Raw genomic sequence first — 24,878 nt, 5'->3', positions numbered from 1 at the left:
GAAGCGGGATCATAAATGTCTAGAACTGGTTGCAGGAAGTATCTGCAAGCATTTGTTAAACCACAGGTTCACAAATCCATGAGTGAAAGTTTCGCGCAACTGCTCGAAGAGAGCATGGCCTACACCCAGATGCAGCCGGGTGCCATCCTCAGTGCCACCGTCATTGAGGTCACCCCGGAAGTCGTCGTGGTGAACGCCGGCCTGAAGTCCGAGGGGGTCATTCCCACCGAGCAGTTCATGAACGAAGAGGGTGAGCTCGAGGTCAAGGTCGGCGATGTCGTCGAAGTGGCCCTCGAAACCCCGGAAGACGGTTTCGGCGAGACGCGCATGTCGCGCGAGAAGGCCAAGCGAGCCAAGGCCTGGGACCGTCTCGAAGGTGCGATGGAAGAAGAGCAGTACGTCACCGGCAAGATCTCCGGCAAGGTCAAGGGTGGCTACACCGTCGAGCTGGGCGATATCCGGGCGTTCCTGCCGGGTTCACTCGTGGATGTCCGTCCGGTGCGCGATACCGCGTATCTGGAAGGCAAAGAGCTGGAATTCAAGCTTATCAAGCTGGATCGCCGTCGCAACAACGTGGTTGTGTCGCGTCGTGCCGTGGTCGAGCAGGAATACAGCGCCGAGCGCGAAGAGCTGCTGAAGAACCTGCAGGAAGGCGCGCAGGTCAAGGGCATCGTCAAGAACCTGACCGACTATGGTGCGTTCCTGGATCTGGGCGGCATCGACGGCCTGCTGCACATCACCGATATGGCCTGGAAGCGCGTCAAGCACCCGTCCGACGTAGTCGAGATCGGCCAGGAAGTCGAGGTCAAGGTCCTGAAGTTCGACCGTGAACGCATGCGCGTATCGCTGGGCCTGAAGCAGCTGGGCGAGGATCCGTGGGAAAACATCACCCGCCGTTACCCGACCGGCACCCGGATCTTCGGCAAGGTCACCAACATCACCGACTACGGCTGCTTCGTGGAGATCGAAGACGGCGTGGAAGGCCTGGTGCACGTGTCCGAGATGGACTGGACCAACAAGAACGTCAACCCGGGCAAGATGGTTGCCATCGGTGACGAGGTCGAGGTGATGATCCTGGACCTGGACGAAGAGCGCCGCCGCATCTCGCTGGGTATGAAGCAGTGCCAGTCCAACCCGTGGGACGACTTCGCCGCCAACCACAACCGGGGCGAGAAGGTCAGTGGCCAGATCAAGTCGATCACCGATTTCGGTGTGTTTGTTGGGCTGGAAGGCGGCATCGACGGCCTGATTCACCTCTCCGACCTGTCCTGGCATGAGGCCGGTGAAGAGGCGATCCGCAACTTCAAGAAGGGTGACGAGGTCGAGGCCGTGGTCCTGTCCGTGGATCCCGAGCGCGAGCGCATCTCCCTGGGCCTGAAGCAGCTGGACCGCGATCCGTTCGCCAACTTCGTGGCCGAGCACAGCAAGGGCAGCATCGTGTCCGGTACCGTGAAGGAAGTAGACGCCAAGGCCGCGGTGATCGAACTGGCCGACGGCATCGACGGCATCCTGCGTGCCGCCGACATCTCCCAGGATCGTGTGGAGGATGCCAGCACTGTGCTGAAGGTTGGCGAAACCGTCGAAGCCCGATTCATGGGCGTGGACAAGAAGACCCGCGCCATCAGCCTGTCGATCAAGGCCAAGGATCGCGCCGAGGAAGCCGAGATGGTGTCCGATTACGGCAGCAATGCCGGTACCGGTACCACCCTGGGCGATCTGCTCAAGGAGCAGATGGACAAGAACGACTAAGCCCGTTCTGCGGCGGCCCACGGTGCCGGAAGGTGCCGTGGGCCATTTTGTTCCGGGAAACCGGGTTTCCTTCCTGTCTGTGACGAGTGCCTGATGACCAAATCGGAATTGATCGAGAACCTCGCCCGGAAATCGCCTCATTTGCCTGCCAGGGATGTCGAGATGTCGGTCAAGGCATTACTCGAACGGATGAGTCATGCGCTGGCCAATGGGCAGCGGGTAGAGATTCGCGGCTTCGGCAGTTTTTCCCTCCATTTCCGGCCCCCAAGGCTGGGACGTAACCCCAAGACCGGTGAAAGCGTTGCCTTGCCCGGTAAGCATGTCCCCCATTTCAAGCCCGGCAAGGAATTGCGCGAACGGGTAAACGGCTCCATCGACGGGAACGACTAGGGACCGTCCGTGGACGACCGACGTCGACAGCAGATTCGCAATGCCGTGGCCTTTGCCGCGCTTATCGTGATTTCGTCCGCTGTTGGCATTCTTGTTGTACTGAACGAAGACCTGGTGACCCTTGCGTTACCCGGTGTGCAGATCGAGGCGCCGCTCGTGGTGTTCCTCGGGATTGCGGCCCTGTTCGGGGTCGTTTTGGCTTCGCTCGTACTCTGGCTGCGGCTGCGCCGGTTGCGTCAAAAGATTGCAGACCTGCGCGAACAGAACCATGCCCTCAAGGTCGAGGTCGAGCAGTTGCGTACCGCACCCATGCGGGATTTCTACTAGTCACGTGGCGCACATGCGGCCACTGACGCCCCACACGTTTTTCTTCTCATCCGGGACCCATTCTCGCTCATGATCGACGACTGGTTCTGGTTGCTGCTCCCTATTGCGGCTGCAAGTGGCTGGTGGCTCGCGCGTTACGGCGTGCCGGAAGACCGTGAGGAACGGGAGCCGTCACTGGATCGCTACCTGGAAGGTGTGCGCCACCTCCTCGACGACCGCACGGATGATGCCCTTCAGGCCTTCATCGAAATGGTGGAAGTCGATCACGAAACCTTCGAGACCCATGTAATCCTGGGCCGGCTGTTCCGGCGTCGAGGCGAGGTCGATCGCGCCATCCGCATCCATCAGAACCTGGTCGCGCGGCCCACGTTGCCTGCGGCGCAGCGGGCGCAGGCCCTGTGCGAACTGGGCGAGGATTTTCTCCTGGCCGGCGTATTGGATCGGGCGGAGGCGGTGTTTCGCGAATTGTCGGATTCGCCGCATCAGGCGGTCGCCGCACTGGAAGGCCTGCGTCAGGTCTACGAGACCCAGCGGGAATGGGAACGTGCGATCGAGGTGGGCGACCGGCTGAAGGAACATGGGGTCCCGCACGAGCATCAGAGGATCGCGCATTATCATTGCGAACTGGCCCAGATCGCGCTGGACAAGGGTGACTGGGAAAGCGCCAGGGCGCGCGCGGAACAGGCCGAGGGCCTGGTGCCGGGGCTTTCGCGGGCATTGCTGATCCAGTCGGAGATCGCGGCACGCAGGGGCGAGATCCGCGAGGCGATCGGATTCGGACGCGATGCGGTGGCGCGTACCCCGCAACTGGCGCCCTTGCTGGTACCGCGTATCGAGCGGTTGCATCAAGAGCTGCCTGGGGAGAATCGTCTGGGTCAGCTGGAGGAGCTCCTCGACGATCTTGCGCGCAACCGTGGGATCACGATGGCGCGCATTGCCCTGATGCGTCTTTACCGACGTACGGGCCGGCTGGATGCCGCGCTGATGGAGCTGGGTTCGATCCTGGCACAGCGTCCGGTGCCGACCTCGGGATTACTGGAGGCGGTGCGCTGGATGAAGATTCTCCCGGCGGTCCAGCAATACAGCACCGAGTTTGCGGCATTCGAAAAGGCCCTGGCTGACCAGCTCGGGAGCCAGCATCTGTACCAGTGCGTGAACTGTGGCTATCAAGGGCGCGCGCATGTGTGGCAGTGCCCAAGCTGTCGTCGCTGGGATACGCTGCGCGGTCTCGACTTCGACATTGATCAGACGACGGAGGCCGCCGAGGAGGCGCTAATCCGCGAAGGGAGTCCCCGTTCATGAATCCGATTCCGGAACCTGCAACGCGCCTGATTGTGGCGCTCGATTTTTCCGAAGCCGAAGCCGCACTGGCGTTCGCCCGAAAGCTCGATCCCGCCCAGTGCGCGCTGAAGGTCGGGTTTGAGCTGTTCGTGGTCGCCGGGCCCGACCTGTTGCACCGTCTGCACGGCCTGGGTTTTCGGGTCTTTCTGGATCTGAAGTTCCACGACATCCCGAATACGGTGGCGGCGGCTTGTCGGGCCGCGGCGCGGACCGGTGTCTGGTTGATTAACGTGCATGCCAGTGGCGGTGAAGAGATGATGCGCGCCGCGCACGCGGCGGTGCGCGAGACGAATGACACGACGGCGCTTCTGGCCGTGACGGTGCTGACCTCCAGTGACGCCGGTACCTTGCGTGAGATCGGCGTGAATCGGGAACCGGCCGAGCAGGTGCGTCTTCTGGGCGAACTGGCGGTGCGCAAGGCGGGCCTGGAAGGGCTGGTCTGTTCGGCGCAGGAGGCCGCCATGCTGCGCCGCCTGCTCGGCGAGGAACCGTTGCTGGTAACGCCCGGAATTCGGCTGGAGGACGCGGGCGGGGACGATCAGAAGCGGGTGATGACCCCCGAACGGGCGATCTCGGCCGGGGCCAGCGCCATCGTGGTCGGCCGGCCGATCACGCGTGCCGCGGACCCGAGCATGGCCATGGAGGCCTTCATCACACGATTGCTGAAGAGCGAATGACGGCTTGGATTGGAGGGGTTTTCGCAGGGCATCAATCCCGCTAGGATGCCGTTGGTGCATGGATGCACCGATCGTTCAATGAAGATAAGGAGCGTTTTCATGAGGAAGCTTTTTCAATGTGCGAAGTGCTGGGCCCTGGCGGGCCTCTGCGTCCTGCCGCTGGTGATGGTTACGGCCTCGGGAGGCCAGCCGCTCAACGTGAATGGCGCATCCGCCGAAGAGCTGGCCGCGCTGGACAACGTCGGTCCGGTGAAGGCCCAGGCGATCGTGGAGCACCGCGAGGCACACGGTGAGTTCGCTTCGGTGCAGGCACTGACCGAGGTCTCCGGAATTGGTGAACGCACCGTGGAGATGAATCTCGACCGCATCGTCGTCGAGTAACGTTGTAGCGTAGTGGGTGGCAGCGCGTGCTGCCACCCGGTTCCAGCCCCTGGTCAATGGGTCCGTGAGGACGCGTGGGCCAGGGGTTCGTTATTGAGCGCCCAGGAGATGGAATGAGCCAGAATCACCCACCGATCCGTACCGCCGTGTTCCCGGTTGCCGGCATGGGTACGCGCTTTCTGCCGGCCACCAAGGCGAATCCGAAGGAGATGCTGCCGATCGTGGACAAGCCGCTGATCCAGTACGCAGCGGAGGAGGCGGTGGAAGCGGGGATCGAGACCCTGGTGTTCGTGACCGGGCGCAACAAGCGCTCCATTCCGGACCACTTCGACAAGGCTTACGAGCTGGAACATGAGCTGGAGGAGCGCGGCAAGACAGAGCTCCTGGAGCAGGTGCGCAATATCGTTCCGCCGAACGTGACCTGTGTCTATGTGCGCCAGTCCGATGCGCTGGGTCTCGGTCACGCGGTGGCCTGCGCCCATCCGATTGTGCGTAACGAACCCTTTGCCGTGATCCTGGCGGACGACCTGATCGAGTCAAGTAATGGTGGGGCGACGCGGCAGATGGTGGAGCAATACGCCGAGCACGGGTGCAGCGTGCTCGGGGTGGAAGAAGTGCCGGGTGACCGCACACATCAGTACGGGATCATCGATCCAGTGAAGACCGGCCCGCGCAGCTGGGATGTGAAGGGGATCGTCGAGAAGCCCGATCCGGACCAGGCCCCGTCGAACGTGGCGGTGGTGGGGCGTTACATCCTGACCCCGAGAGTCTTCGAGATGCTGGCCACGCAAAAGCCAGGGGCCGGCGGCGAGATCCAGCTGACCGATGCCATCGCGCGGTTGCTGGAGCTGGAGCGGGTAACGGCCTTCAACTTCGAGGGGCGCCGCTTCGATTGCGGTTCCAAGCTGGGCTATCTGGAGGCGACCGTGGAACTCGCCCTGAACCACCCGGAGCTGAAAGACGACTTCGCCGAGTATCTCCGCAACCGCTAGGGAGACGCCGAGCCTCGGCGGGTCCTGTCACCACCAGAAACGGCGCTGACGCGGCCGGATCGGCAGGCGCCCGCGCCAATACTGGATGAGCAGGAAGCCGAAGGCCATCCCGCCCAGATGAGCGAAATGCGCGATGCCGGCGAGCGTGCCGGAAATCCCCAGGTACAGCTCCAGCGCGCCGTAGCCGATCACGAAATACTTGGCCTTGATCGGGATGGGCAGGAAGATCAGGAACAGGCGCTGGTTGGGGAACATCATCCCGAACGCGAGCAGAACCCCGAATACCCCGCCCGAGGCCCCGATGGTCGGGTAGATCATGTCACCGTTGCCGTGGGCAGTGATGACCAACTGCACCAGCCCGGCACCGATCACGCACACCAGAAAGTAGGTGCCGAAGGTGCGTGAACCCCACGCGTTCTCGATCTGCACGCCCAGCATCCATACGGCGAACAGGTTCACGAACAAATGGACTGGACCGCCGTGCAGAAAGCCGTAACTGACCAGCTGCCAGAGCTGGAAGTCGGGCACCCGCATCCAGCTGCCGTCCTGATGGACGGTGGCCGGCGTGCCGATGGGCCAGAGCCCGAAATGGGTGATCAACCAGTCACCCAGCCACGGCATGGTGAGGAACAGGCCCACGTTGGCGATCAGCAGGAAGCCGATCACCGGCGGCATCATGCTGAAGTCGGGGTGGCGGGGGTCCGGGTGTGTCATCGGACTCTTTTGCTCCCCGCCGTCAGGTGAAATCGTCGGTTACGGCACCGCGACTGGCCGAGCCCACGATACGCGAGTATTTCGCCAGGACCCCGCGGTCAAAGCGGGGCACCGGCGGCTCCCAGGCCGCGCGGCGGTGTTCCAGCTCGGCTTCGTCGACCTGCAGCGTGAGCCGGTTTTCTCCGGCATCGATCTCGATCGTATCCCCGTCCCGGACCAGCGCAATCGTGCCGCCGGTCGCGGCCTCGGGGGCAACATGTCCAACCACCATTCCGTACGTCCCGCCGGAGAAGCGCCCGTCGGTGATCAGACCAACGGAATCGCCCAGGCCCGCACCGATGATCGCGGCGGTCGGCGCGAGCATCTCGCGCATGCCGGGACCCCCACGTGGCCCCTCGTAGCGGATGACGAGGATATCGCCGGCCTGGATCTGGCCGTCGAGGATGGCATCCAGGCAGGCCTCCTCGGAGTCGAAGCAGCGCGCGGGGCCGGCGATGGCGGTCCGCTTGAGTCCGGTGATCTTGGCCACCGCGCCCTCGGTCGCGAGATTGCCCTTGAGGATGGCCAGGTGCCCGTGCGGGTACAGGGGCCGCTCCAGCGGGCGGATGATTTCCTGATCCGGGGAGGGCGCATCGGGGATCTCCGCCAGGGTCTCGGCCAGGGTGGCCCCGGTAATCGTCAGGCACTCACCGTGCATCAGCCCGGCATTCAGGAGCATCTTCATCACCTGGGGCGTGCCGCCCACCGCATGGAACTGGGTGGTCACGTAGCGCCCGGAGGGCTTCAGGTCGCACAGCACGGGGACCTTGCGGCGGATGCGCTCGACATCGTCGATGTCCAGGGGGACCTCGGCGGCATGCGCAATCGCCAGCAGGTGGAGTACTGCGTTGGTGGAGCCCCCGATGGCCATCACCACTGCGAGGGCGTTCTCGAAGGCCTCGCGGGTCAGGATGTCGCGCGGGCGCCGGTTCGCGTGGATGGCCCCTACCAGGACCTCGGCCGACCGGGCGGCCGAATCGCCCTTTTCCGGGTCCTCGGCGGCCTGGGTGGACGAACCGGGGAGGCTCATGCCCATGGCCTCGAAGGCACTCGACATGGTATTGGCGGTGAACATGCCGCCGCAGGAGCCGGCGCCGGGGCAGGCGTTGCGTTCTACGCCCTGAAGGTCCTCGTCGGACAGATTGCCGGCACCATGCTGGCCCACGGCCTCGAAGGCGCTGACGATAGTCAGGTCCTGACCCTTGTAGTGCCCGGGCTTGATGGTTCCGCCGTAGACGAAGATGCCCGGCACGTTGAGACGGGCCAGGGCAATCATCGCCCCGGGCATGTTCTTGTCGCAGCCGCCGGTGGCGAGAATGCCGTCCAGGCTCTGGCCGTTGACTACGGTCTCGATGGCGTCGGCGATGACCTCGCGCGAGACCAGCGAGTACTTCATCCCCGGCGTCCCCATGGAGATGCCGTCGGAGATGGTGATGGTACCGAAGGTCTGCGGCATGCCCCCGGCCTGGCGCACCGCCTGTTCGGCGCGGGCGGCGAGGGCACCAATGCCCATGTTGCAGGGCGTGATCGTGCTGTGCGCGTTGGCAATGCCCACGATCGGGCGCTGAAAGTCGTCGTCGCCGAAGCCGACTGCGCGCAGCATGGCGCGGTTGGGCGTGCGGCGGGGGCCTTCGGTGACGACGCGGCTGCGGCGGTTGTCCTGTGCCATGGTCTTCCCTGCGGTTGTGGGTTAGTGGGCGCCGGGCTCGCCGTGGCGCGAGTAGCGGCCGTTCATGAAACGATCGAAGAACTGCCCGAGGGCGGGGTGTTCGATCTGTTCGCCGCGAGTATCCGGCTCCAGGTGGCGTTCGGCCACGTAGGTGCTGTGCGAATAGCCGTCCACCAGCACGTGATACCACGGCTGGTCCTTGGGTGGGCGGCTCTTGGCCACGGTTTCGTACCATTCGTCCGAACCGGCGTACACCGGATCCACATCGACGATCACACCCCGGTAATCGAACTTGGTATGGTGAATGAGCTCACCAACGGTAAAGCGCGTGCGTGTGGTCATGTTCGCCTCTGTCCTGCCTCGGTGCGCAAGTCTCTATTGTGGACCGCGGCCACCGGCGCGTCTTCGAGCTCGGCTCTCGGGTGCACCGCATGGCACTGTACGACTTTGTATTTAAAGCTATAACGCCCCTAACGGTACCGCCATGAGTCGCAATCAAAACAGGCTGGATGCCAGCTTCCATCACCATATCCCCGAAGGCGATGATCGCGAACGGCGTGTCTGCGACCATTGTGGCTTCGTTGACTACGAAAACCCGCGAATCATCGTCGGCAGCGTGGCCATCTGGGAAGACCGCGTATTGCTTTGTCGAAGGGCCATTCAGCCGCGTCGTGGTTTCTGGACCCTGCCGGCGGGGTTCATGGAAAAGGGGGAAAGCCCGGCCGAGGGGGCCCGCCGCGAGGCCTGGGAGGAGGCGCGGGCCGATCTGGAAATCGAACAGTTGCTGGGCGTCTATAGCGTCCCGCACATCGGGCATGTGCAGATGATCTATCGGGCGCGCTTGCTGAGCGATGCGATTGCCCCGGGCCCCGAATCGGAAGAGGTCGGCCTGTTCCGATTCGATGAACTGCCGGAGGAGCGCGCCTTCCCGTCGGTGACCTGGGCCCTGCAGCACTATCTGGAAACCCGAGACCGGGTCGATTTCGCCCCGCGCTCGGCCCCGCTGGCCGATGGAGAAGGTGTCACCCCCGGTCTTTGAGGGTGGCGCGCTCCACGCGTGTCTATTTCCTGTCGCGCTGCGGCCCGTAGTGGCGAAACTTTTCCAGGACGCGATCCATCTCCGCGTCATCCAGCAATTGCGGCCCTCCGATCTGCAGGCTCAGCACATATTGCCGTGCCAGGAGTTCAACCTCCTCGGTCAGCCACAGGGCGCGCTCCAGGTCCTTCCCGGTGGCAATCATCCCGTGATTCGCGAGCAGGCAGGCCGTGCGGTCCCGCAGGGCCGCCACCGCGCGCCGCGAGAGGGTCTCCGTTCCAAACGTGGCGTACGGGGCGCAGCGGATGGAGTTCCCGCCGGCGGCGGCGATCATGTAGTGCAGCGCGGGGATGTCGCGTCCCTGGATTGCCACGACACTGGCATGGACGGAATGGACATGGACGACCGCTCCCAGCTCTGGTCGCGCCTGCAGGATGGCGCGGTGGAAGTGCCATTCGCTCGAGGGCTTGCGGCCAGGCGCCCATTGTCCATCTGCATCGACATACACCAGGTCGTCCGGCTGTAACGCCTCGTACGGGATGCCAGAAGGCGTAATTAGCATGCCGTCGCCGAAGCGCGCGCTGATGTTGCCCGAGGTGCCCTGGTTGAGCCCCCGACGATTGGTCTCCAGGCCGGTGTTGATGATGGCTTGGCGAAGGGCGGTCTCGTCGGTCGTGTTGGGGGAGTTCAGGGTCATCTTCTCGGAAGCGCTTGGGCGTAATGCGATTGTACCGGGTTCGTCCGGGAACCCCCGCGCACGGGTTGTGGTCAATCGGGAAAGCCCGCAATCGTGATGGGTAATCCATTTCGCTCATGGAAATGGGGCGGGCCCGCCGTTTATAGTGGCTTCGCATATCCGGTTCGCCAGATATCCGCGAAATCTTGATTGTTACAGGGAGGAAGCACCATGAAGAACGTCGCACGCCTGATTACCGCCACCTCCGTGGCCGCCGCACTGACCCTTGGGTTGGGTGCCGGAAGTACTGTTCACGCATTCGATGAGCACGAGGCCACGATCGACTACCGCCAGGGTGTGATGCGCGCCATTGGTGGCAACGTGGGCGCCATTGCCGCCGTGGTGGTGGACGGAGCCGAGTTCGGCGACAACCTCGAGATGCATACCAGCCAGCTGGTAGCGCTGAGCCAGGACATCCCGGGCCTCTTTCCGGAGGGGAGCGATTTCCCGGATACCGATGCCAAGGAAGAAATCTGGGATGACTGGGAACGCTTCGAGGAGCTGTCCAATGACACGCTGGAGGCCGCCGAAGCCCTGCACGCAGCCGTGGAAGCCGGTGACGAAGGCGAATACGCCATTCGTTTTCGCAACCTCGGGCAGTCCTGCCAGGCTTGCCACGACGACTTCCGCCGCGAGTAACCCGCAGTGCTAGCAGGTAACAAGGGGCTGGCAGCCTGTCTGTCAGCCCTTTTTCTGGTTGGATCGGCGGCCACGGTGCAGGCAGGGGTGCAGATTGGCGAGCACGACCCGTCCGCGGGTACCGACGAGCAGATCGCCTACGGTGAGTACGTCTTGCGAGCCGGTGGCTGCGTGACCTGCCACACGGCCGAAGACGGGGAATTCCTGGCCGGCGGGCGTGCGATCGAGAGCCCGTTTGGTGCGTTCTATGGTCCCAACATCACCCCGGATGCGGAACACGGCATCGGGGACTGGTCGGAAGAGGACTTCAAGCGCGCCCTGCTCGAAGGCCGCAGCCCGGACGGACGCCACTACTATCCGGCCTTTCCGTATACGTCGTACACCAAGATGCAGCCGCGAGACGTGGAAGCCCTGTGGGCCTTTCTGCAATCCGAGGTGGAGCCCGTCGCTCGAGAAAACACCCCGCATGACCTGGTCTGGTATGCCCGGTTCCGGTCATCCCTGATGGGCTGGAAGTGGCTGCATTTCGAACCGGGCACCTTCGAGGCCGACCCCGACCAGTCGGACGAATGGAACCGTGGGGCCTACCTCGCCAACGCCCTTGGGCATTGCATGGAGTGCCATACTCCGCGCACGCGGACCGGCGGTCTGGACCTCAAGCGTATTGGGGCCGGCGCCCGACTGCCCGACGGGGACGTTGCCTCCAATATCACCCCGGATCGCGAAACCGGCATCGGACGCTGGGGGGAGCGGCATATTGCACGCTATCTGGAGATGGGCCTGACCCGCGACGGTGATTTTGCCGGCGGCGGCATGGCCGACGTGATCGATCACGGCACTGCCCATCTGACCGATGCCGATCGCCGCGCCATCGCGATTTATACCGGTTCTCTGGAGCCCATCGAACACGATCCCGAGTAATCGGCACGGCAGTACGCACCACGAAAAAGGGCCAGGTCGCAATGACCTGGCCCTTCTTCTTTATCTGGCTCCCCGGGACGGGCTCGAACCGCCGACCTAGTGATTAACAGTCACCCGCTCTACCGACTGAGCTACCGGGGAATTGGGCGCAAATCCTAATGGGGCGGGGCGGGGGCGTCAAGGAAAATCTGGCCGCCCTTCGCGTTTTACCGCCGTTCGCGGCCTCAGCTGTGGTTGGCCACGAACTGGCGCAGCCGTTCCAGGGCCTTGTCGAGCTGATCGACGCTGGTGGCAAACGAGACGCGGACATGACCAGGGGCCCCGAAGGCGCTGCCCGGCACCAGGGCCACCCCCACCTCGTCCAGCAGCTGTTTGGTCAGGGCCACATCGGTATCGATGTCTGCGGCCTGCATCAATCCGGTGACGCGCGGGAAGCAGTAGAACGTACCGTCTGGCATCAGGCACTCGATGCCGTCGATGGCATTGAGGCCGTCGACCACACGACGTGCCCGCTCGGCAAAGGCGGAGCACATGGCGACCACGCAGGCCTGGTCACCATCGAGTGCGGCCTCGGCGCCGGCCTGGGCAATGGAAGTCGGGTTGGAGGTGCTTTGCGACTGGATCTTCTTCATCGCCGCGATCAGGTTCTTCGGTCCACCGGCGTAGCCGATACGCCAGCCGGTCATCGCGTACGCCTTGGAAACGCCGTTCAGGACGACGGTACGGTCCAGCAGGTCCGGGGCCACGTTGACGATGTTCACGAACGGCGTGGAGCCGAACAGGATGTGCTCGTACATGTCGTCGGTGGCAATGACGACGCGCGGATGACGCCGCAGGACCTCGGCCAGTTCCGTCAGTTGCTCGGCCGAATAGGCGGCACCCGTGGGGTTGGAAGGGCTGTTCAGGAACACCAGGCGGGTGTTCGGGGTGATCGCCGCTTCCAGCTGTGCGCCGGTGATGCGGAAGCCGGCTTCCTGCTCGGCGCTGACGACCACCGGCCGGGCACCGGCGAGCAAGGCGATATCCGGGTAGGAGACCCAGTAGGGGGCGGGGATCACCACTTCGTCGCCCGGGTTCAGCAGGGCCTGGCAGAGGTTGAAGATGCTCTGCTTGCCGCCGGAGGAGACCAGGATCTGGTCGGGGGTGAACGTCAGGCCGTTGTCGCGATCGAACTTCCGAATGATGGCGGCCTTGAGACTGACCGTTCCGTCCACCGGAGTGTACTTGGTTTCTCCGCGGGCAAGCGCGTCGACCGCGGCCTGCTTGATATGCTCGGGGGTATCGAAATCCGGTTCTCCCGCCCCCAACCCGACAATGTCCCGTCCCTCGGCTCGCAACTGGGCGGCCAGGGCGCTGACGGCGAGAGTGGGGGAGGGCTGGATGCGCTGGACGCGGTCGGAGAGCTCGATTTCCAAGGTGGGGCCTCTGTGTGATCGGGGCGAAGGGCCGCGCGGGCGGTCGGGTGCGAAATGATACTGAAATCAGGCGCGGAGGATAAGGTGCAGCCAGGCGAAGGCGAACAATTCCAGGTGGTGTCCGAATACCAGCCGGCTGGCGACCAGCCCGCGGCGATCGCGGCATTGACCGAAGGCCTCGAGGCGGGCCTGGCACATCAGGTCCTGCTCGGGGTCACCGGGTCGGGCAAGACGTTCACCATCGCCAATGTGATCGAGAATATCCAGCGCCCCACCATTATCCTGGCGCCAAACAAGACCCTGGCCGCCCAATTGTACGGGGAATTCAAGGAGTTTTTCCCGAACAACACGGTGGAGTATTTCGTTTCCTACTACGATTACTACCAGCCGGAGGCCTACGTCCCGTCCTCGGATACCTATATCGAGAAGGACGCGTCGATCAACGACCACATCGAGCAGATGCGCCTGTCGGCCACGCGTGCGTTGCTGGAGCGCCGCGATGCGATCATCGTGGCCTCGGTCTCCGCGATTTACGGCCTGGGTGATCCGCGCAAGTATCTCTCCATGGTGCTGAATCTGGAGCGCGGCGAGCGTATTGACCAGCGCGACTTGCTGCGGCGCCTGGCGGAGTTGCAGTACACCCGCAATGATGCGGAGTTGCGCCGTGCGACCTACCGCGTCCGCGGCGAAGTCATCGACATCCACCCGGCGGAGTCGGACATCGAGGCGGTGCGCATCGAGCTGTTCGACGACGAGGTGGAACGCCTGTCGTATTTCGATCCCCTGACCGGCGAACAGCTGCGCACCGTCCCGCGCCTGACGATCTACCCGAAGACCCACTACGTGACGCCGCGCGAAACCCTGTTGGGGGCGGTGGACCACATCCGCGACGAATTGAAGGAGCGCCTGGACTTTCTGCGCAAGGAAGACCGGCTGGTCGAAGCACAGCGGCTGGAGCAACGCACGCTGTTCGATCTGGAGATGATCCTCGAGATCGGCTACTGCAACGGCATCGAGAACTACTCGCGCTACCTCTCCGGCCGCGCCCCGGGCGAGCCGCCACCGACCTTTTTCGACTACCTGCCCAAGGATGCGCTGTTGGTGATCGACGAGTCGCACGTGTCGGTCCCGCAGGTGGGCGGGATGTACAAGGGCGACCGTTCGCGCAAGGAGACGCTGGTCGAATACGGCTTTCGCCTGCCATCGGCGCTGGACAACCGGCCGCTGCGTTTCGAGGAATTCGAGGCCTTGCAGCCGCAGACGATCTACGTCTCCGCTACCCCGGGGCCCTATGAGCGTGAGCATGCCGACGCGATCGTGGACCAGGTGGTGCGCCCGACCGGGTTGCTGGACCCGATCCTGGAGATCCGCCCGGCCGGTACCCAGGTGGACGACGCACTCTCCGAGATTCGCGATCGGGTCGAATGCAACGAGCGCGTCCTGATCACCACGCTGACCAAACGCATGGCCGAGGATCTGACGGATTATCTGTCCGAGCACGGGGTACGCGTGCGCTACCTGCACTCGGATATCGATACCGTCGAGCGCATGGAGATCATCCGCGACCTGCGCCTGGGCGAGTTCGATGTGCTGGTGGGGATCAACCTGCTGCGCGAAGGCCTCGACATGCCGGAGGTCTCGCTGGTGGCGATCCTGGATGCCGACAAGGAGGGCTTCCTGCGCTCCGACCGTTCGCTGATCCAGACCATCGGCCGCGCCGCACGCAACGTCAACGGCAAGGCGATCCTGTACGCCGACAAGGTGACCGGATCCATGCGGCGCGCGATCGACGAGACCGAGCGCCGCCGGGCCAAGCAGATCGAGCACAATGAGGCCCACGGGATCACGCCCATCGGCATCCGCAAGAACGTTGCGGACATCCTAGAGGCGCGCAACGCGATGCCTGGCGCCGGCGGCCGACGGGGCCGGAAGGTGGCGGAGGAGGGCGCCGATTACGTGGGCGCGCCGGACAACGCGGCCAAGGAGATCGAACGCCTGGAAAAGGAGATGTTTGCCAAGGCCCGCGACCTCGAGTTCGAGGAGGCCGCCCGGATTCGCAATCGCATCGAAAAGCTCAAGGCACTCGCCTTTCTCCCCGAAGCCTCGCTATCCTGAAAAGATGGCTCCCGCGGGAGCGCCGAATCGAGCCCCTGAGTGATGTCCAAGAACGACCCCTTGCCCCTGGGTCCGGTGATGCTCGATGTCGCCGGTACCGAACTGACTCCCGAAGACCGTGAACGCCTGCGTCATCCCGCCACCGGCGGCGTGATCCTGTTCGCCCGCAACGTCGGCACTGCGGAGCAGGTGAGCGCGCTGGTCGCCGCCATTCGCGCCGAGCGCCCCGGCATCCTGATTGCGGTGGACCAGGAGGGCGGACGGGTGCAACGGCTGCGCGATGGCTTCACCGCCATCCCGCCGATGCGTCAGTTGGGCCATGTCCACGATTACGACCGCAACAAGGCCTGCGAGCTCGCCCATGCGACCGGCGAACTTCTCGGGCGCGAGCTGCGCTCGGTGGACATCGACTTCAGCTTTACCCCGGTGCTGGATCGCGACCTCGACATCAGCGAGATCATCGGCGATCGTGCCTTCCATTATGACCCGGACGTGATCGCGCGCCTGGCCGGCGAGTTGATCCGGGGCCTGTCCGCGGCCGGCATGGCGGCCGTGGGCAAGCATTTCCCGGGTCACGGGGCTGTTGCCGCGGATTCGCATGTCGCCTTGCCGGTCGACGACCGTCCACTCTCCGAGATCGAGAATCAGGACCTGGAGGCGTTTCGCCCGGTGCTTGGGGACCTCGAGGCCATCATGCCGGCACACGTCGTATACTCACAGGTGGATGAACATCCCGCGGGCTTCTCGCGCGTCTGGCTGCAGGACATCCTGCGCCGCGAACTGCGCTATCGCGGGGCGATCCTCAGCGACGACCTCGCCATGGCTGGGGCAGAGGGCATCGGCGGTCCCGCCGAGCGCGCTGCGGCCGCACGGGCGGCCGGCTGCGACATGGTGCTGATTTGCAACCAGCCGGAACAAGCCGACATCATCCTTGCCGCCCAGGCGGATCAGCCGTTGTCACCTGAATCGCGGCGTCGACTGGAACGCTTGCGGGCGCGCCCAGTGGAGCCTGATCCACAGGGTCTCGTCGCACTGCGCGCGCGGTTGGCGCGCTGGACCCAAGCGAGCCAGATCGCCACTGCATAACCCCATGGAAAGGGCGCATTGGCACCCGCGTGCCGAGCCGCCTATAATGCGCCACCGGTTTGCAGTTGAGCAGCTAGTAATATTCACACTCACCACTGAAGTTGGAGATCCAAAATGGCCGATAAGCTCATGATCGTCATGGTCAACACCGACCCGAGCAACGCTTCCGAACTGGGTGCCCCGTTCTTCCAGGCCACCGTGGCTGCCGCCATGGAATACGACGTTGAAATCGTGATGACCGGCCGTGCTGGCGAGCTCGCCAAGAAGGGCGTTGCCGAGAACCTGTTCGTGCAGGAAGGCTCTAGCAAGAGCGTCTACGACTTCATGAAGGACGCCCACGAAGCCGGCGTCGTAATGAAGGTCTGCACCCCGACGCTGGATCTTTGGGGCAACGACCTGATTCCGGAGATCGAAGAAACCGTGGGCGGCGCCTACGTCATCTCCGAAGCGATGGACGACGACACGGTCACCTTTACCTACTAAGGTTATCGACGTTCGTTTTCAGCCGGCCGGCCCTTGTGCCGGCCGGTTGCGTTTCCGGGCTCCGAAAAGGCGAGGCCAACCTTGCCGAATGTTCGGCGCTCGGACATGATTTCCCCGCATCGACACCCTCAGGATATGCCATGAGCCCGGAACAGGCCCGAGCCACGCTGCGCGACGCCGACTGCCTCTTCAGCCGCGATGCCGTCGAGACGGCGATCGACCGCCTGGCGGAACGCACTGCCAGCACGCTGAAGGACCGCAATCCGTTGGTCATGGGCGTGATGAACGGGGGTGTGGTGCTGATGGGCGGGTTGTTGACCCGCTGGTCGTTTCCCATGCAGGTGGATTACCTGCACGCCACGCGCTATCGCGGTGGCACCCGCGGCGGCGAACAGCTGCACTGGTTGGCACGTCCGCAGGCCTCGCTCAAGGACCGAACCGTTGTCATCGTGGATGACATCCTCGACGGCGGGATCACCCTGGAGGGAATCAAGACGTTCTGCGAGGAGCAGGGCGCGGCGCAGGTGATCTCCATCGTCCTGGTGGACAAGCACAACCCGGAGCGGGACCCGGCGATCACCGTCGACTACGCCGCCCTGGAGGCCCCGAACCGCTACCTGTTCGGGTACGGTATGGATTATCAGGACTATCTGCGCAATGCGCCCGGCATCTTCGCCGTGGCCGACCACTAAACCACTGACGCCCGAGGCGCTCATGTCCACACCCCGTATCGCCGTCATCGGCGGCACCGGCCTGACCCGGCTGAAGGATCTGGAGATCACCCGGCGTCAGGTAATGCACACGCCGTATGGCGAACCCTCGGGGCCGCTGGTGTTCGGCCGCCTGAACGACACCGAGATCGTGTTTCTGCCACGGCATGGGGCCCGGCATACCATCCCGCCGCACGAAGTGAACTACCGCGCCAATATCTGGGCGCTGAAAAATGCCGGGATCGACAACGTGGTGGCCGTGGCTGCAGTCGGCGGGATTGGCGAAGAGATGAAGCCCGGTATGGTCGCGATCCCCGATCAGATCATCGATTACACCTGGTCACGGGCGAATACCTTCTTCGAGGGGAATGACCTGGAAGAGGTCACCCACATCGACATGACCTGGCCCTATAGCGACAGCGTCCGCCAGACACTGATCCGCGCGATTGACGACCTGGGTATCGAGGCCGTGGAGCACGGGACCTACGGGGCCACGCAGGGACCGCGCCTGGAGACGGCCGCGGAGATTGATCGCCTGGAACGCGACGGCTGCGATCTGGTGGGCATGACCGGCATGCCCGAGGCGGCGCTGGCGCGTGAACTGGGGCTGAACTACGCCTGCTGTGCCGTAATCGCCAACTGGGCGGCCGGACGCGCCGAAGGCGAGATCACCATGGACGACATCGCCGCGAATCTCGATGTCGGCATGGCGCGGGTGAAACAGATCCTCACGCACGTCATCAGCAGTCTTTCCTGACGCCACGGCGTTAACAATCCGGGGACCGGCCGGGGAGAGAACCCGGGCCGGGTGACCGCACGTGCATCGTCCAGGGGCTCGCTAAGGCGACCAGCACAGTCCCTTATCCGCGATTTAACATAATATGTATTATGCGACATTGAAGATGGACGTGTCTCGAGCGGAATGACCGGGATGTTCCCACCGAACTTATGAACGCGGCCTGCGCCAGGCCCAATCCCGTTCCCGTTTAGGCCTGATCCCGCACGTCAGGCGCGCACGGCCTTTTCGATCCCCTCGGTCATCACCTCGACGAGGAAGTCGATCTGTTCCTCGGTGATCACGTACGGCGGCATCAGATAGCTCACGTTCCCCAGTGGTCGCAACAGCGCACCGCGTGTCAGGCCGTGGCGATAGATGTGCAGTCCGCGACGCTCCTGCCACGGATACGGGGTGCGCCGGGACTTGTCCTGCACCAGTTCCACCGCCGCAATCATGCCGTGCTGGCGCACGTCGGCGACATGCGGATGTTCCCGCAAGGGTTCAAGTCGTTTCTCGATATGGGCGGCAAGCTCCCGGTTTCTCTCAAGAACGGGATCGGAATCGAAGATGTCCAGTGTGGCAAGTGCGGCCCTGCACGCGAGCGGATTCCCGGTATAGGAATGCGAATGCAGGAACATGTTGAGCTTTTCGTAATCGTCGTAGAACGCCTGGTAAATGGTATCTGTGGTCAACACGGCGGCCATGGGCAGATAGCCGGCGGTCAGGCCCTTGGACAGGCACATGAAATCGGGCGTGATTGGCCCCTGTTCGCAGGCGAACAGCGTGCCCGTGCGCCCGAAGCCGACTGCGATCTCGTCGGCGATCAGGTGGACGCCGTGACGGTCGCAGGCTTCGCGCAGTAGCCGCAGGTATTCAGGGTCGTACATGCGCATGTGGCCGGCGCACTGGACCAAGGGCTCCACGATGACCGCGGCGGCCTCATCGGCATGTTCCGCCAGCGCCTGCTCCATGTGGTCGAACTGGCGACGCGCCACATCGGCGCAGGTTTCGCCGTCTTCGCGGTCGAAACAATCCGGTGCCGGCACGGTGATGACGTCCAGCATCAGCGGTTCGTAGGTTGCGCTGTACAGCGGTACGTCGCTCACGGACAAGGCGCCCAGAGTCTCGCCGTGGTAGCTGTTGGACAGGCGGATGAAGCGAGTCTTCTGCGGGCGATCGACGTTGCGCCAGTAGTGAAAGCTCATCTTCAGCGCGACCTCGACCCCGGCGCTGCCGTTGTCCGCCAGGAACACCCGGTTCAGGCCTTCGGGGGTGATGTCGATCAGGCGTTCGCACAACTCGACCACCGGCTCGTGGGTGCAGCCTGCGAGGATGACGTGCTCCAGCTGATCGAGCTGCTCCTTCACCGCATTGCCGATGCGGGGGTTGGCGTGACCGAACAGGTTGACCCACCACGAACTGATGGCATCCAGATAGCGATTGCCGTCGAAATCGTACAGCCAGACACCCTCCCCCCGCTGGATCGGAAGCAGCGGGAGGGTCCCCTCCTCGCCGTAGTCTTTCATCTGGGTACAGGGATGCCAGAGGGTGCGCAGGTCGCGTTGCTTGAGCGTGTTGTTGTCCATGAGGTCCATTGTGCCAAACCCGCCCGGCTGAGGCGGACTCAGTGAGCCGATTCGTCCTTCATCGCCATCAGCTCGTCCTCGAAGAAGAAGCGATCTTCGCCGAAGGCGGGTTTGAGCTGATCGAGCCAGGTGGCTTGGTCATCGTAGCGCGCAAAAAACGGGCGCTGGACCCAGTCGGGGTTGCGTGCCTGGATGAAGCGCAGGACGAAGACCTTCTCGCCCTGGATCTCGGCAACGCCCTGGATCTCCACCTTGCCGGGCTCGGCGCTCATTGAGGGGCCGCGGGCGGTGCGTCCGAGCCCCGAGACCTGTTTCATGGCCTCGCGGTAGATCTCCCAGGCGCGCGCCAGCGGGACCTCGAAGTACCGCCGTGCCCCGGTGTCGCGTTCGACAAACATGTAGTACGGGATGATCCCGAGGCGTACCTGTTCGCGCCACAGCTCGGCCCAGCCCTCGGCGTCGTCATTGATGTGCCGGAGCAAGGGCCCCTGGGAACGGATTTCGGCGCCGGTATCCCGTACCCGACGGATGGCCTCGTGGGCAATCGGGGTCCGCAGTTCGTTCGGATGGTTGTAATGCGCCATCAGGGCCACGTGCTTGCCCGCCTCGACCAGCCGTTCCAGTAGACGCAACAGTTCGTCCGCATCCGAGTCGGTCACGAATCGGTAAGGCCAGAATGTCAGGGCCTTGGTGCCGATCCGTACGGTCTGTATGTGGGCCAGCTCCGGCTCCAGCAAGGCCTCAAGATAGGCCTTCAGGTGCTTGGTTTTCATTACCATCGGGTCGCCACCCGTCATCAGAAGGTCGCTGATCTCCGGATGGCCGCGCAGGTAGTCGTGCAGCAACGCGGCATCGGTGCTGGCGATGCGCAGCTCCTTGTCACCGACGAACTGGGCCCAGCGGAAGCAGAAGGTGCAATAACTGTGGCAGGTCTGGCCCTGGCCGGGGAAGAAGAGCACCGTTTCACGGTACTTGTGCTGGAGGCCGTTGATGACCTCGCCCGCTTCCTCGCTCGGGCGATTGAGCTCCATCTGCCCGGCCGGATGCGGGTTGAGCTCCTCGCGCAGCTCGCGCGCGAGGGCCTGGATCTCGGCCCGCCCTGCCCCTTGGTGATGCAGAACGGCCATGCGCGCGAAGGCCTCGGGGGCCAGCATGTCCCGTTGCGGAAAGGTTAGCTGGAAGATTGGATCGTCGGGAACCCGGCTCCAGTCGATCAGCTCCTCGATCACGTAGTCGTTGACCCGGAACGGAAGCACACTGGCAACCACCTGCATCTCGAAGCGCATGGCCTCGGGCAGGCTGGCCAGGGCCGGGATGCGTTCGATCGAGCGTTCATTAAAGACGCGGAACTCGCGCGGCTCGACCGCACCAAGCTGGGGATCACGATAGAACTGGACAACGGAATTCATCTGCGACTCCTGTGCCGACAAACTGAAATTGGAGTGCCTCGCCGCAGCGATGGGCGAGGATGCGCGTGTATCCCGGGACGTTCGGGGCGCTCAAGCTCTAGGAATACGGGATGACCATTCGCACGCGAACGGCGTCCGTAAGAGCAGCGAGTAAGATGCTGACCCGTGCCGCTGTCGAAGGGCGGGGTAGCGGGACCTTCAGAAGCCGGTAAATTAACAACTTGCCCGCATTTTCACAACCAGTTCCCGGGAGCGCCTGATGCGTCGGGTGGGCAGGCGGGCCCCTTCGGCTGCGTCTCTCCGGGTGTTCTAAGCCTCGCCTGACTGGGTTACCCTTTGGCACCCGCCAAGGAGGATCGCATGCACCCGGAGTTTCCACAGGAAGGGATCATCCACCTCAATCATGCCGCCGTGGGCCCCTGGCCCCGGCGCACCGAGGACGCGGTCTGCCGCTTCGCCCGGGAGAACGTGGCCCATGGCTCGCGCGACTACCTGCAGTGGCTGCAGCAAATCGACGCGACGCGGGAACTCGCACGGGCGTTGATCGGGGCGCCGTCCGCAGAGGACATTGCCTTCGTGAAGAACACGTCCGAGGCGCTGTCGATGGTGGCCTTCGGTCTGGACTGGCAGCCGGGCGACAATGTGGTGTTCCCGGCGCACGAGTTCCCGTCCAATCGTGTCGTCTGGCTGGCCGCTGCGGAACGTTTCGGCATCGAGGCGCGCGAGGTCGCCATTGGCGAGGAACCGGAGCGCGACCTGCTGGCCGCCTGTGATGCGCGGACCCGTCTGGTGGCCACCAGTGCTGTGCGCTACGACTCCGGGCTCCGGGTCGACATCCAGGCGCTGGGTGCGGAACTGCGCTCGCGGCGCATCCTGTTCTGTGTCGATGCGATCCAGCACCTGGGCGCCCTGCCCTTCGATGCCCCGGGTTGCCATGCCGACTTCGTGATGGCAGATGCCCACAAGTGGATGCTGGCGCCCGAGGGAATCGGGGTGTTCTACGTAAACCCGGAGATCCGCGAACGGCTGACGCTGCAGGAATATGGCTGGAACATGCTGGCGCATGCCGGTGATTTCTCGAACCCGGGGATCGAGCCCGCCACGAGTGCACGGCGTTTTGAACCGGGCAGCCCGAACATGCTCGGGATTCACGCCCTGCACGCCAGTCTCTCCCTTCTGCTGGAGATCGGGCTGGACAGCATCGACCACGAGATCCGCGAGCACTGGCTACATTTGGAAGAAGGCCTGCGTGCGCACGGCTGCCAAATCCTGACACCGCGCGGCCGGCGTGCCGGCATCCTGACGTTCCGACCGCCGGTGGATGACCTGGAAGCGCTATACGCGAGGCTTCAGGGGCGCGGCATCCTGTGTGCCATGCGAGGCGGCGGGATCCGCTTTGCGCCCCACTTCTACCTCACGCAGGCGCAGATTGACCAGGCGCTGGAAACTCTGGGCGAGGCCATCCGCGAGACCGGTGCCGCGTACGTGCGCTGACGGTTCCAGGCTCGTCGCGAAGGGGTGGCAAGCGGGTGTTCGTGCGCGATGCAAGGTCCCGACGCAGCGTCGGTCAAGACGGCACTTTCAGACGTCTAGAAGGTATGCGTCTTGCGGTCGGAGTTCAGCATGCCGCCCAGGTGTTCCTCGATGCGGCGGTGGGTCACACCCTTGTCCGACTTGTTGAACTGCACGCCGATGCCCCGCAGCCGGTTGCCCTGGGCGCGCGGCGGCGTAATCCAGACCACCGTGCAGGGGGTCGGAAGGCGATCCGAATCCTCCAGCAGTGACAGCAGCAGGAAGACCTGGTCTCCGAGCTTGTAGGCCTTGTCGGTCGGGATGAATAGACCGCCATTGGTCACGAACGGCATGTATGCCGCATACAGCGCGGGTTTTTCCTTGATTGCCAAGGTGAGCATGCCCTGCCCGGCCATAGACCCTCCGTGTGACCTGAAATCGTACTGGGTCTGGCAGTATCGCCCATCGCACCGATACCGCGCCACCCCGACTGTACTCGTGGCGAGTGACGCCTTACTGCTCGAGGAAGCTCAATGCGATGTCTTCCATGCGCAGCTGCGGGTTAAGCTGGCGCGAGGCCTGGCGTTGCCAGCCGAGCGCTTGATTCGAAAGTTCGGCCAGCCGCCGCGGTCCCATGCGGCGCGCGAAGTCCTCGAGTCGATCGCGCGGGAACTGCCGGCCAAACGCATCCGGCTCGCCGTTGACGAGCAGGCGCTGGGCGGCAACCAGCAGGGCCTGGATTCGCGGGATCAGGGATTCCGGCAGGCTGCGTTGCATGGCACTGGCCATCGGTGTCACCCCGGGGCGCCGCAGTAACAGGGTCAGGGCCTCGCGGTCCTGTTCCCAGCGCGCCATACGGTCGGGGTCGGTCAGGATCTCGCGGGCGGCCAGCGGACGCCCGAGACTGGCGGCATAGGCCTCGTCCACTGCCGCAGGGTCATCGGCGGCCCCGCGCAACCAGTCCGTTGCTTCGGCAGGCCCCGGCGTGGCGATTTCGACCATCTGGCAGCGGCTGCGGATGGTCGCTGGCAGGCGCGCCGGCTGAGCTGCCTCGAGAATCAGCATCGCCCTGGGCGGGGGTTCCTCCAGGGTCTTCAGCAGCGCATTCGCCGCATTCGTGTTCAGGGCATCGGCCGGGCGGATGATCACGCTGCGCAGCCCGCCCGAACCGGACAGCGAGAGAAACTCGATCGCCTCGCGGGCCGCCGCGATCAGGATCTCCTTGCCCGCCTCCTCCGGCTCCAGCGTCATCACCTCGGGGTGTACACCACCAAGGAAGCTGCGACAGCCGTTGCATTCGCCGCACGGCGGCTCGGTGCCCGTCGCGCGCTGGCACAGCAGGGCCTGGACCAGCGCGCGCGTCAGCAGTGCCTTGCCAACGCCCGGAGCGCCATGGACCAGCAGACCGCTGGGCAGGCGCCCTTCGCGCCCGCGCCGCGCCAGCGCCTCCCACGGCTTTTGCAGCCAGGGCGGCAGGGTATCGTCGGTGACTGGCGCAGCCGTGGCCACCTTAACCCTCCAGCGCGTGCAACGGCAGGCGCTCGCGCACGCCCGCGAGGATGCGCGCGGCTACCGTGTCCGGGTCCGCGGATGCATCCACGACCAGATAGCGTCCCGGCGCTCGCTCGGCGCGTTCCCGATAAGCCTGGCGTGCGCGCTCGAAGAAGTCCAGCGCCTCGCGTTCGATGCGGTCTCGCCGGCCGCGCTGGACGGCGCGATCAAGCCCGGTCTCTGGGTCGATGTCCAGCAGGATTACCAGATCCGGGCGGAGATCGCCCTGCAGCCAGTCCTCCAGCTGCGCGACCCGCTGGGAGCCGAGTCCCCGCCCGGCCCCCTGGTAGGCAAACGAGGCATCGGTAAAGCGGTCGCTAAGCACCCAATCGCCGGCCTGCAGAGCCGGCCGAATCACCTCGTGCAGGTGCTGGGCCCGCGCGGCGAACATCAGCAGCAACTCGGACTCGGCGCACATGCCCGGCAGGTCGGGGTCCAGCAGCAGGCCGCGCAGGCGTTCGCCGAGGGCGGTCCCGCCCGGCTCCCGGGTGTTGCGCACCGGGTGTCCGGCAGCGCGCAGCGCGGTGTCCAGACGCTCGATCTGGGTGGTCTTGCCCGAGCCCTCGATGCCTTCGAGGACCAGGAAATGGCCGGGATGGGGCGAGCGTTCCATGTGCAGGGC

At 64.4% G+C, this 24,878-nt stretch carries 26 protein-coding genes and 1 tRNA gene; 16 read left to right on the top strand and 11 right to left on the bottom strand.

What is annotated here, in order from left to right:
* Nucleotides 1–78 precede the first annotated feature (78 nt).
* From rpsA to galU, 7 genes are all read left to right on the top strand, one after another.
* Nucleotides 79–1,749 (top strand): 30S ribosomal protein S1, encoded by a 1,671-nt coding sequence (gene rpsA, locus D573_RS0102695; protein ID WP_018650149.1) that lies wholly within the window; start codon nucleotides 79–81, stop codon nucleotides 1,747–1,749.
* A 93-nt stretch (nucleotides 1,750–1,842) separates the two neighbouring features.
* Nucleotides 1,843–2,139 (top strand): integration host factor subunit beta, encoded by a 297-nt coding sequence (locus tag D573_RS0102690; protein ID WP_018937599.1) that lies wholly within the window; start codon nucleotides 1,843–1,845, stop codon nucleotides 2,137–2,139.
* Between the two features lie 9 nt (nucleotides 2,140–2,148).
* Complete coding sequence (locus D573_RS0102685) at nucleotides 2,149–2,466, top strand: lipopolysaccharide assembly protein LapA domain-containing protein (RefSeq protein ID WP_018145703.1); 318 nt, start codon at nucleotides 2,149–2,151, stop codon at nucleotides 2,464–2,466.
* Nucleotides 2,467–2,535: 69 nt separating this feature from the next.
* Nucleotides 2,536–3,768, top strand: a complete 1,233-nt coding sequence (locus D573_RS0102680) for a tetratricopeptide repeat protein (RefSeq protein WP_018937598.1) — start codon at nucleotides 2,536–2,538, stop codon at nucleotides 3,766–3,768.
* Nucleotides 3,765–4,484, top strand: coding sequence for an orotidine-5'-phosphate decarboxylase (pyrF, locus tag D573_RS0102675; RefSeq protein ID WP_018937597.1), 720 nt, complete (start codon nucleotides 3,765–3,767; stop codon nucleotides 4,482–4,484). Before D573_RS0102680 ends, pyrF begins: the two co-directional genes overlap by 4 nt.
* Nucleotides 4,485–4,583: 99 nt before the next feature.
* Nucleotides 4,584–4,865 carry a ComEA family DNA-binding protein gene (locus D573_RS0102670; protein ID WP_018937596.1) on the top strand — a complete coding sequence of 94 codons (282 nt, stop codon included), beginning with the start codon at nucleotides 4,584–4,586 and terminating at the stop codon, nucleotides 4,863–4,865.
* A gap of 113 nt (nucleotides 4,866–4,978) precedes the next feature.
* Complete coding sequence (galU, locus tag D573_RS0102665; protein ID WP_018145699.1) at nucleotides 4,979–5,857, top strand: UTP--glucose-1-phosphate uridylyltransferase GalU; 879 nt, start codon at nucleotides 4,979–4,981, stop codon at nucleotides 5,855–5,857.
* Nucleotides 5,858–5,884: 27 nt separating this feature from the next.
* On the opposite strand, the gene D573_RS0102660 is transcribed toward galU, so the two are convergent.
* Genes D573_RS0102660 through hspQ form a run of 3 tightly spaced genes read right to left on the bottom strand, consistent with a single transcriptional unit; the run spans nucleotide 5,885 to nucleotide 8,621 of the window.
* Nucleotides 5,885–6,571 carry a rhomboid family intramembrane serine protease gene (locus D573_RS0102660; RefSeq protein WP_018145698.1) on the bottom strand — a complete coding sequence of 229 codons (687 nt, stop codon included), beginning with the start codon at nucleotides 6,569–6,571 and terminating at the stop codon, nucleotides 5,885–5,887.
* Between the two features lie 22 nt (nucleotides 6,572–6,593).
* Nucleotides 6,594–8,279, bottom strand: a complete 1,686-nt coding sequence (gene ilvD, locus D573_RS0102655; protein WP_018937595.1) for a dihydroxy-acid dehydratase — start codon at nucleotides 8,277–8,279, stop codon at nucleotides 6,594–6,596.
* Nucleotides 8,280–8,300: 21 nt separating this feature from the next.
* Nucleotides 8,301–8,621, bottom strand: a complete 321-nt coding sequence (gene hspQ / locus D573_RS0102650; RefSeq protein WP_018169763.1) for a heat shock protein HspQ — start codon at nucleotides 8,619–8,621, stop codon at nucleotides 8,301–8,303.
* A 142-nt stretch (nucleotides 8,622–8,763) separates the two neighbouring features.
* Here hspQ and D573_RS0102645 point away from each other — a divergent pair, with 142 nt between their 5' ends.
* A complete protein-coding gene (locus D573_RS0102645) occupies nucleotides 8,764–9,318 on the top strand; it encodes an NUDIX domain-containing protein (RefSeq protein WP_018937594.1) in 555 nt (184 codons plus the stop codon).
* A 22-nt stretch (nucleotides 9,319–9,340) separates the two neighbouring features.
* Here the strand turns inward: D573_RS0102645 and D573_RS0102640 are convergent, their stop codons facing one another.
* Entirely contained in the window at nucleotides 9,341–10,012 is a 672-nt protein-coding gene (locus D573_RS0102640) for an L-fuculose-phosphate aldolase (protein WP_018937593.1), read from the bottom strand.
* A gap of 210 nt (nucleotides 10,013–10,222) precedes the next feature.
* On the opposite strand from D573_RS0102640, the gene D573_RS0102635 reads away from it, so the two are divergent.
* Nucleotides 10,223–10,690 carry a cytochrome c gene (locus tag D573_RS0102635; protein ID WP_018937592.1) on the top strand — a complete coding sequence of 156 codons (468 nt, stop codon included), beginning with the start codon at nucleotides 10,223–10,225 and terminating at the stop codon, nucleotides 10,688–10,690.
* A gap of 39 nt (nucleotides 10,691–10,729) precedes the next feature.
* Nucleotides 10,730–11,611, top strand: a complete 882-nt coding sequence (locus tag D573_RS0102630; protein WP_369772841.1) for a c-type cytochrome — start codon at nucleotides 10,730–10,732, stop codon at nucleotides 11,609–11,611.
* Between the two features lie 65 nt (nucleotides 11,612–11,676).
* On the opposite strand, the gene D573_RS0102625 is transcribed toward D573_RS0102630, so the two are convergent.
* A tRNA-Asn gene (locus D573_RS0102625) sits at nucleotides 11,677–11,752 on the bottom strand.
* 83 nt (nucleotides 11,753–11,835) lie between these two features.
* On the bottom strand, nucleotides 11,836–13,026 hold the full coding sequence (locus D573_RS0102620; RefSeq protein ID WP_018937590.1) for a pyridoxal phosphate-dependent aminotransferase: 1,191 nt from the start codon (nucleotides 13,024–13,026) through the stop codon (nucleotides 11,836–11,838).
* A gap of 84 nt (nucleotides 13,027–13,110) precedes the next feature.
* Here D573_RS0102620 and uvrB point away from each other — a divergent pair, with 84 nt between their 5' ends.
* The 5 genes from uvrB (at nucleotide 13,111) to D573_RS0102595 (ending at nucleotide 18,177) form a co-directional block, all read left to right on the top strand.
* The gene (gene uvrB, locus D573_RS0102615; RefSeq protein ID WP_018937589.1) at nucleotides 13,111–15,141 is read left to right on the top strand and encodes an excinuclease ABC subunit UvrB; all 2,031 of its coding nucleotides are present in this window, start codon (nucleotides 13,111–13,113) and stop codon (nucleotides 15,139–15,141) included.
* A 42-nt stretch (nucleotides 15,142–15,183) separates the two neighbouring features.
* Nucleotides 15,184–16,227 carry a beta-N-acetylhexosaminidase gene (gene nagZ, locus D573_RS0102610; RefSeq protein WP_018937588.1) on the top strand — a complete coding sequence of 348 codons (1,044 nt, stop codon included), beginning with the start codon at nucleotides 15,184–15,186 and terminating at the stop codon, nucleotides 16,225–16,227.
* Nucleotides 16,228–16,341: 114 nt separating this feature from the next.
* Entirely contained in the window at nucleotides 16,342–16,710 is a 369-nt protein-coding gene (locus D573_RS0102605; RefSeq protein ID WP_018145688.1) for a DsrE family protein, read from the top strand.
* A gap of 140 nt (nucleotides 16,711–16,850) precedes the next feature.
* Nucleotides 16,851–17,402, top strand: a complete 552-nt coding sequence (locus D573_RS0102600) for a hypoxanthine-guanine phosphoribosyltransferase (protein WP_018937587.1) — start codon at nucleotides 16,851–16,853, stop codon at nucleotides 17,400–17,402.
* Nucleotides 17,403–17,424: 22 nt separating this feature from the next.
* Nucleotides 17,425–18,177 carry an S-methyl-5'-thioinosine phosphorylase gene (locus D573_RS0102595; RefSeq protein ID WP_018937586.1) on the top strand — a complete coding sequence of 251 codons (753 nt, stop codon included), beginning with the start codon at nucleotides 17,425–17,427 and terminating at the stop codon, nucleotides 18,175–18,177.
* 248 nt (nucleotides 18,178–18,425) lie between these two features.
* On the opposite strand, the gene D573_RS0102590 is transcribed toward D573_RS0102595, so the two are convergent.
* Both D573_RS0102590 and D573_RS0102585 read right to left on the bottom strand, forming a co-directional pair.
* Complete coding sequence (locus D573_RS0102590; RefSeq protein ID WP_026287897.1) at nucleotides 18,426–19,784, bottom strand: adenosylmethionine--8-amino-7-oxononanoate transaminase; 1,359 nt, start codon at nucleotides 19,782–19,784, stop codon at nucleotides 18,426–18,428.
* Between the two features lie 38 nt (nucleotides 19,785–19,822).
* Complete coding sequence (locus D573_RS0102585; RefSeq protein WP_018937585.1) at nucleotides 19,823–21,193, bottom strand: KamA family radical SAM protein; 1,371 nt, start codon at nucleotides 21,191–21,193, stop codon at nucleotides 19,823–19,825.
* 360 nt (nucleotides 21,194–21,553) lie between these two features.
* On the opposite strand from D573_RS0102585, the gene D573_RS0102580 reads away from it, so the two are divergent.
* Nucleotides 21,554–22,687, top strand: a complete 1,134-nt coding sequence (locus D573_RS0102580; protein WP_018937584.1) for an aminotransferase class V-fold PLP-dependent enzyme — start codon at nucleotides 21,554–21,556, stop codon at nucleotides 22,685–22,687.
* Nucleotides 22,688–22,782: 95 nt separating this feature from the next.
* Here D573_RS0102580 and D573_RS0102575 read toward each other — a convergent pair whose 3' ends face one another.
* The 3 genes from D573_RS0102575 to tmk all read right to left on the bottom strand — a co-directional run bounded on the left by D573_RS0102575 (nucleotide 22,783) and on the right by tmk (nucleotide 24,869).
* On the bottom strand, nucleotides 22,783–23,121 hold the full coding sequence (locus tag D573_RS0102575) for a PilZ domain-containing protein (RefSeq protein ID WP_017941553.1): 339 nt from the start codon (nucleotides 23,119–23,121) through the stop codon (nucleotides 22,783–22,785).
* A gap of 97 nt (nucleotides 23,122–23,218) precedes the next feature.
* Nucleotides 23,219–24,214 (bottom strand): DNA polymerase III subunit, encoded by a 996-nt coding sequence (locus D573_RS0102570; RefSeq protein ID WP_018937583.1) that lies wholly within the window; start codon nucleotides 24,212–24,214, stop codon nucleotides 23,219–23,221.
* Nucleotide 24,215: 1 nt separating this feature from the next.
* A complete protein-coding gene (tmk, locus tag D573_RS0102565) occupies nucleotides 24,216–24,869 on the bottom strand; it encodes a dTMP kinase (RefSeq protein WP_018937582.1) in 654 nt (217 codons plus the stop codon).
* Between the last annotated feature and the right edge of the window lie 9 nt (nucleotides 24,870–24,878).

This window comes from Thioalkalivibrio sp. AKL9, assembly GCF_000377825.1.
In the GTDB taxonomy this organism is placed as follows: Bacteria; Pseudomonadota; Gammaproteobacteria; order Ectothiorhodospirales; family Ectothiorhodospiraceae; genus Thioalkalivibrio; species Thioalkalivibrio versutus.
This window is presented reverse-complemented; position numbering and strand designations above follow the sequence as displayed.

Bases quoted from the DNA above. Each gene is read 5' to 3' on its own strand.
- rpsA (WP_018650149.1), top strand. From the start codon at position 79: ATGAGTGAAAGTTTCGCGCAACTGCTCGAAGAGAGCATGGCCTACACC.
- D573_RS0102690 (WP_018937599.1), top strand. From the start codon at position 1,843: ATGACCAAATCGGAATTGATCGAGAACCTCGCCCGGAAATCGCCTCAT.
- D573_RS0102680 (WP_018937598.1), top strand. From the start codon at position 2,536: ATGATCGACGACTGGTTCTGGTTGCTGCTCCCTATTGCGGCTGCAAGT.
- pyrF (WP_018937597.1), top strand. From the start codon at position 3,765: ATGAATCCGATTCCGGAACCTGCAACGCGCCTGATTGTGGCGCTCGAT.
- D573_RS0102670 (WP_018937596.1), top strand. From the start codon at position 4,584: ATGAGGAAGCTTTTTCAATGTGCGAAGTGCTGGGCCCTGGCGGGCCTC.
- galU (WP_018145699.1), top strand. From the start codon at position 4,979: ATGAGCCAGAATCACCCACCGATCCGTACCGCCGTGTTCCCGGTTGCC.
- D573_RS0102660 (WP_018145698.1), bottom strand. From the start codon at position 6,571: ATGACACACCCGGACCCCCGCCACCCCGACTTCAGCATGATGCCGCCG.
- ilvD (WP_018937595.1), bottom strand. From the start codon at position 8,279: ATGGCACAGGACAACCGCCGCAGCCGCGTCGTCACCGAAGGCCCCCGC.
- hspQ (WP_018169763.1), bottom strand. From the start codon at position 8,621: ATGACCACACGCACGCGCTTTACCGTTGGTGAGCTCATTCACCATACC.
- D573_RS0102645 (WP_018937594.1), top strand. From the start codon at position 8,764: ATGAGTCGCAATCAAAACAGGCTGGATGCCAGCTTCCATCACCATATC.
- D573_RS0102640 (WP_018937593.1), bottom strand. From the start codon at position 10,012: ATGACCCTGAACTCCCCCAACACGACCGACGAGACCGCCCTTCGCCAA.
- D573_RS0102635 (WP_018937592.1), top strand. From the start codon at position 10,223: ATGAAGAACGTCGCACGCCTGATTACCGCCACCTCCGTGGCCGCCGCA.
- nagZ (WP_018937588.1), top strand. From the start codon at position 15,184: ATGTCCAAGAACGACCCCTTGCCCCTGGGTCCGGTGATGCTCGATGTC.
- D573_RS0102605 (WP_018145688.1), top strand. From the start codon at position 16,342: ATGGCCGATAAGCTCATGATCGTCATGGTCAACACCGACCCGAGCAAC.
- D573_RS0102600 (WP_018937587.1), top strand. From the start codon at position 16,851: ATGAGCCCGGAACAGGCCCGAGCCACGCTGCGCGACGCCGACTGCCTC.
- D573_RS0102595 (WP_018937586.1), top strand. From the start codon at position 17,425: ATGTCCACACCCCGTATCGCCGTCATCGGCGGCACCGGCCTGACCCGG.
- D573_RS0102590 (WP_026287897.1), bottom strand. From the start codon at position 19,784: ATGGACAACAACACGCTCAAGCAACGCGACCTGCGCACCCTCTGGCAT.
- D573_RS0102585 (WP_018937585.1), bottom strand. From the start codon at position 21,193: ATGAATTCCGTTGTCCAGTTCTATCGTGATCCCCAGCTTGGTGCGGTC.
- D573_RS0102580 (WP_018937584.1), top strand. From the start codon at position 21,554: ATGCACCCGGAGTTTCCACAGGAAGGGATCATCCACCTCAATCATGCC.
- D573_RS0102575 (WP_017941553.1), bottom strand. From the start codon at position 23,121: ATGGCCGGGCAGGGCATGCTCACCTTGGCAATCAAGGAAAAACCCGCG.
- tmk (WP_018937582.1), bottom strand. From the start codon at position 24,869: ATGGAACGCTCGCCCCATCCCGGCCATTTCCTGGTCCTCGAAGGCATC.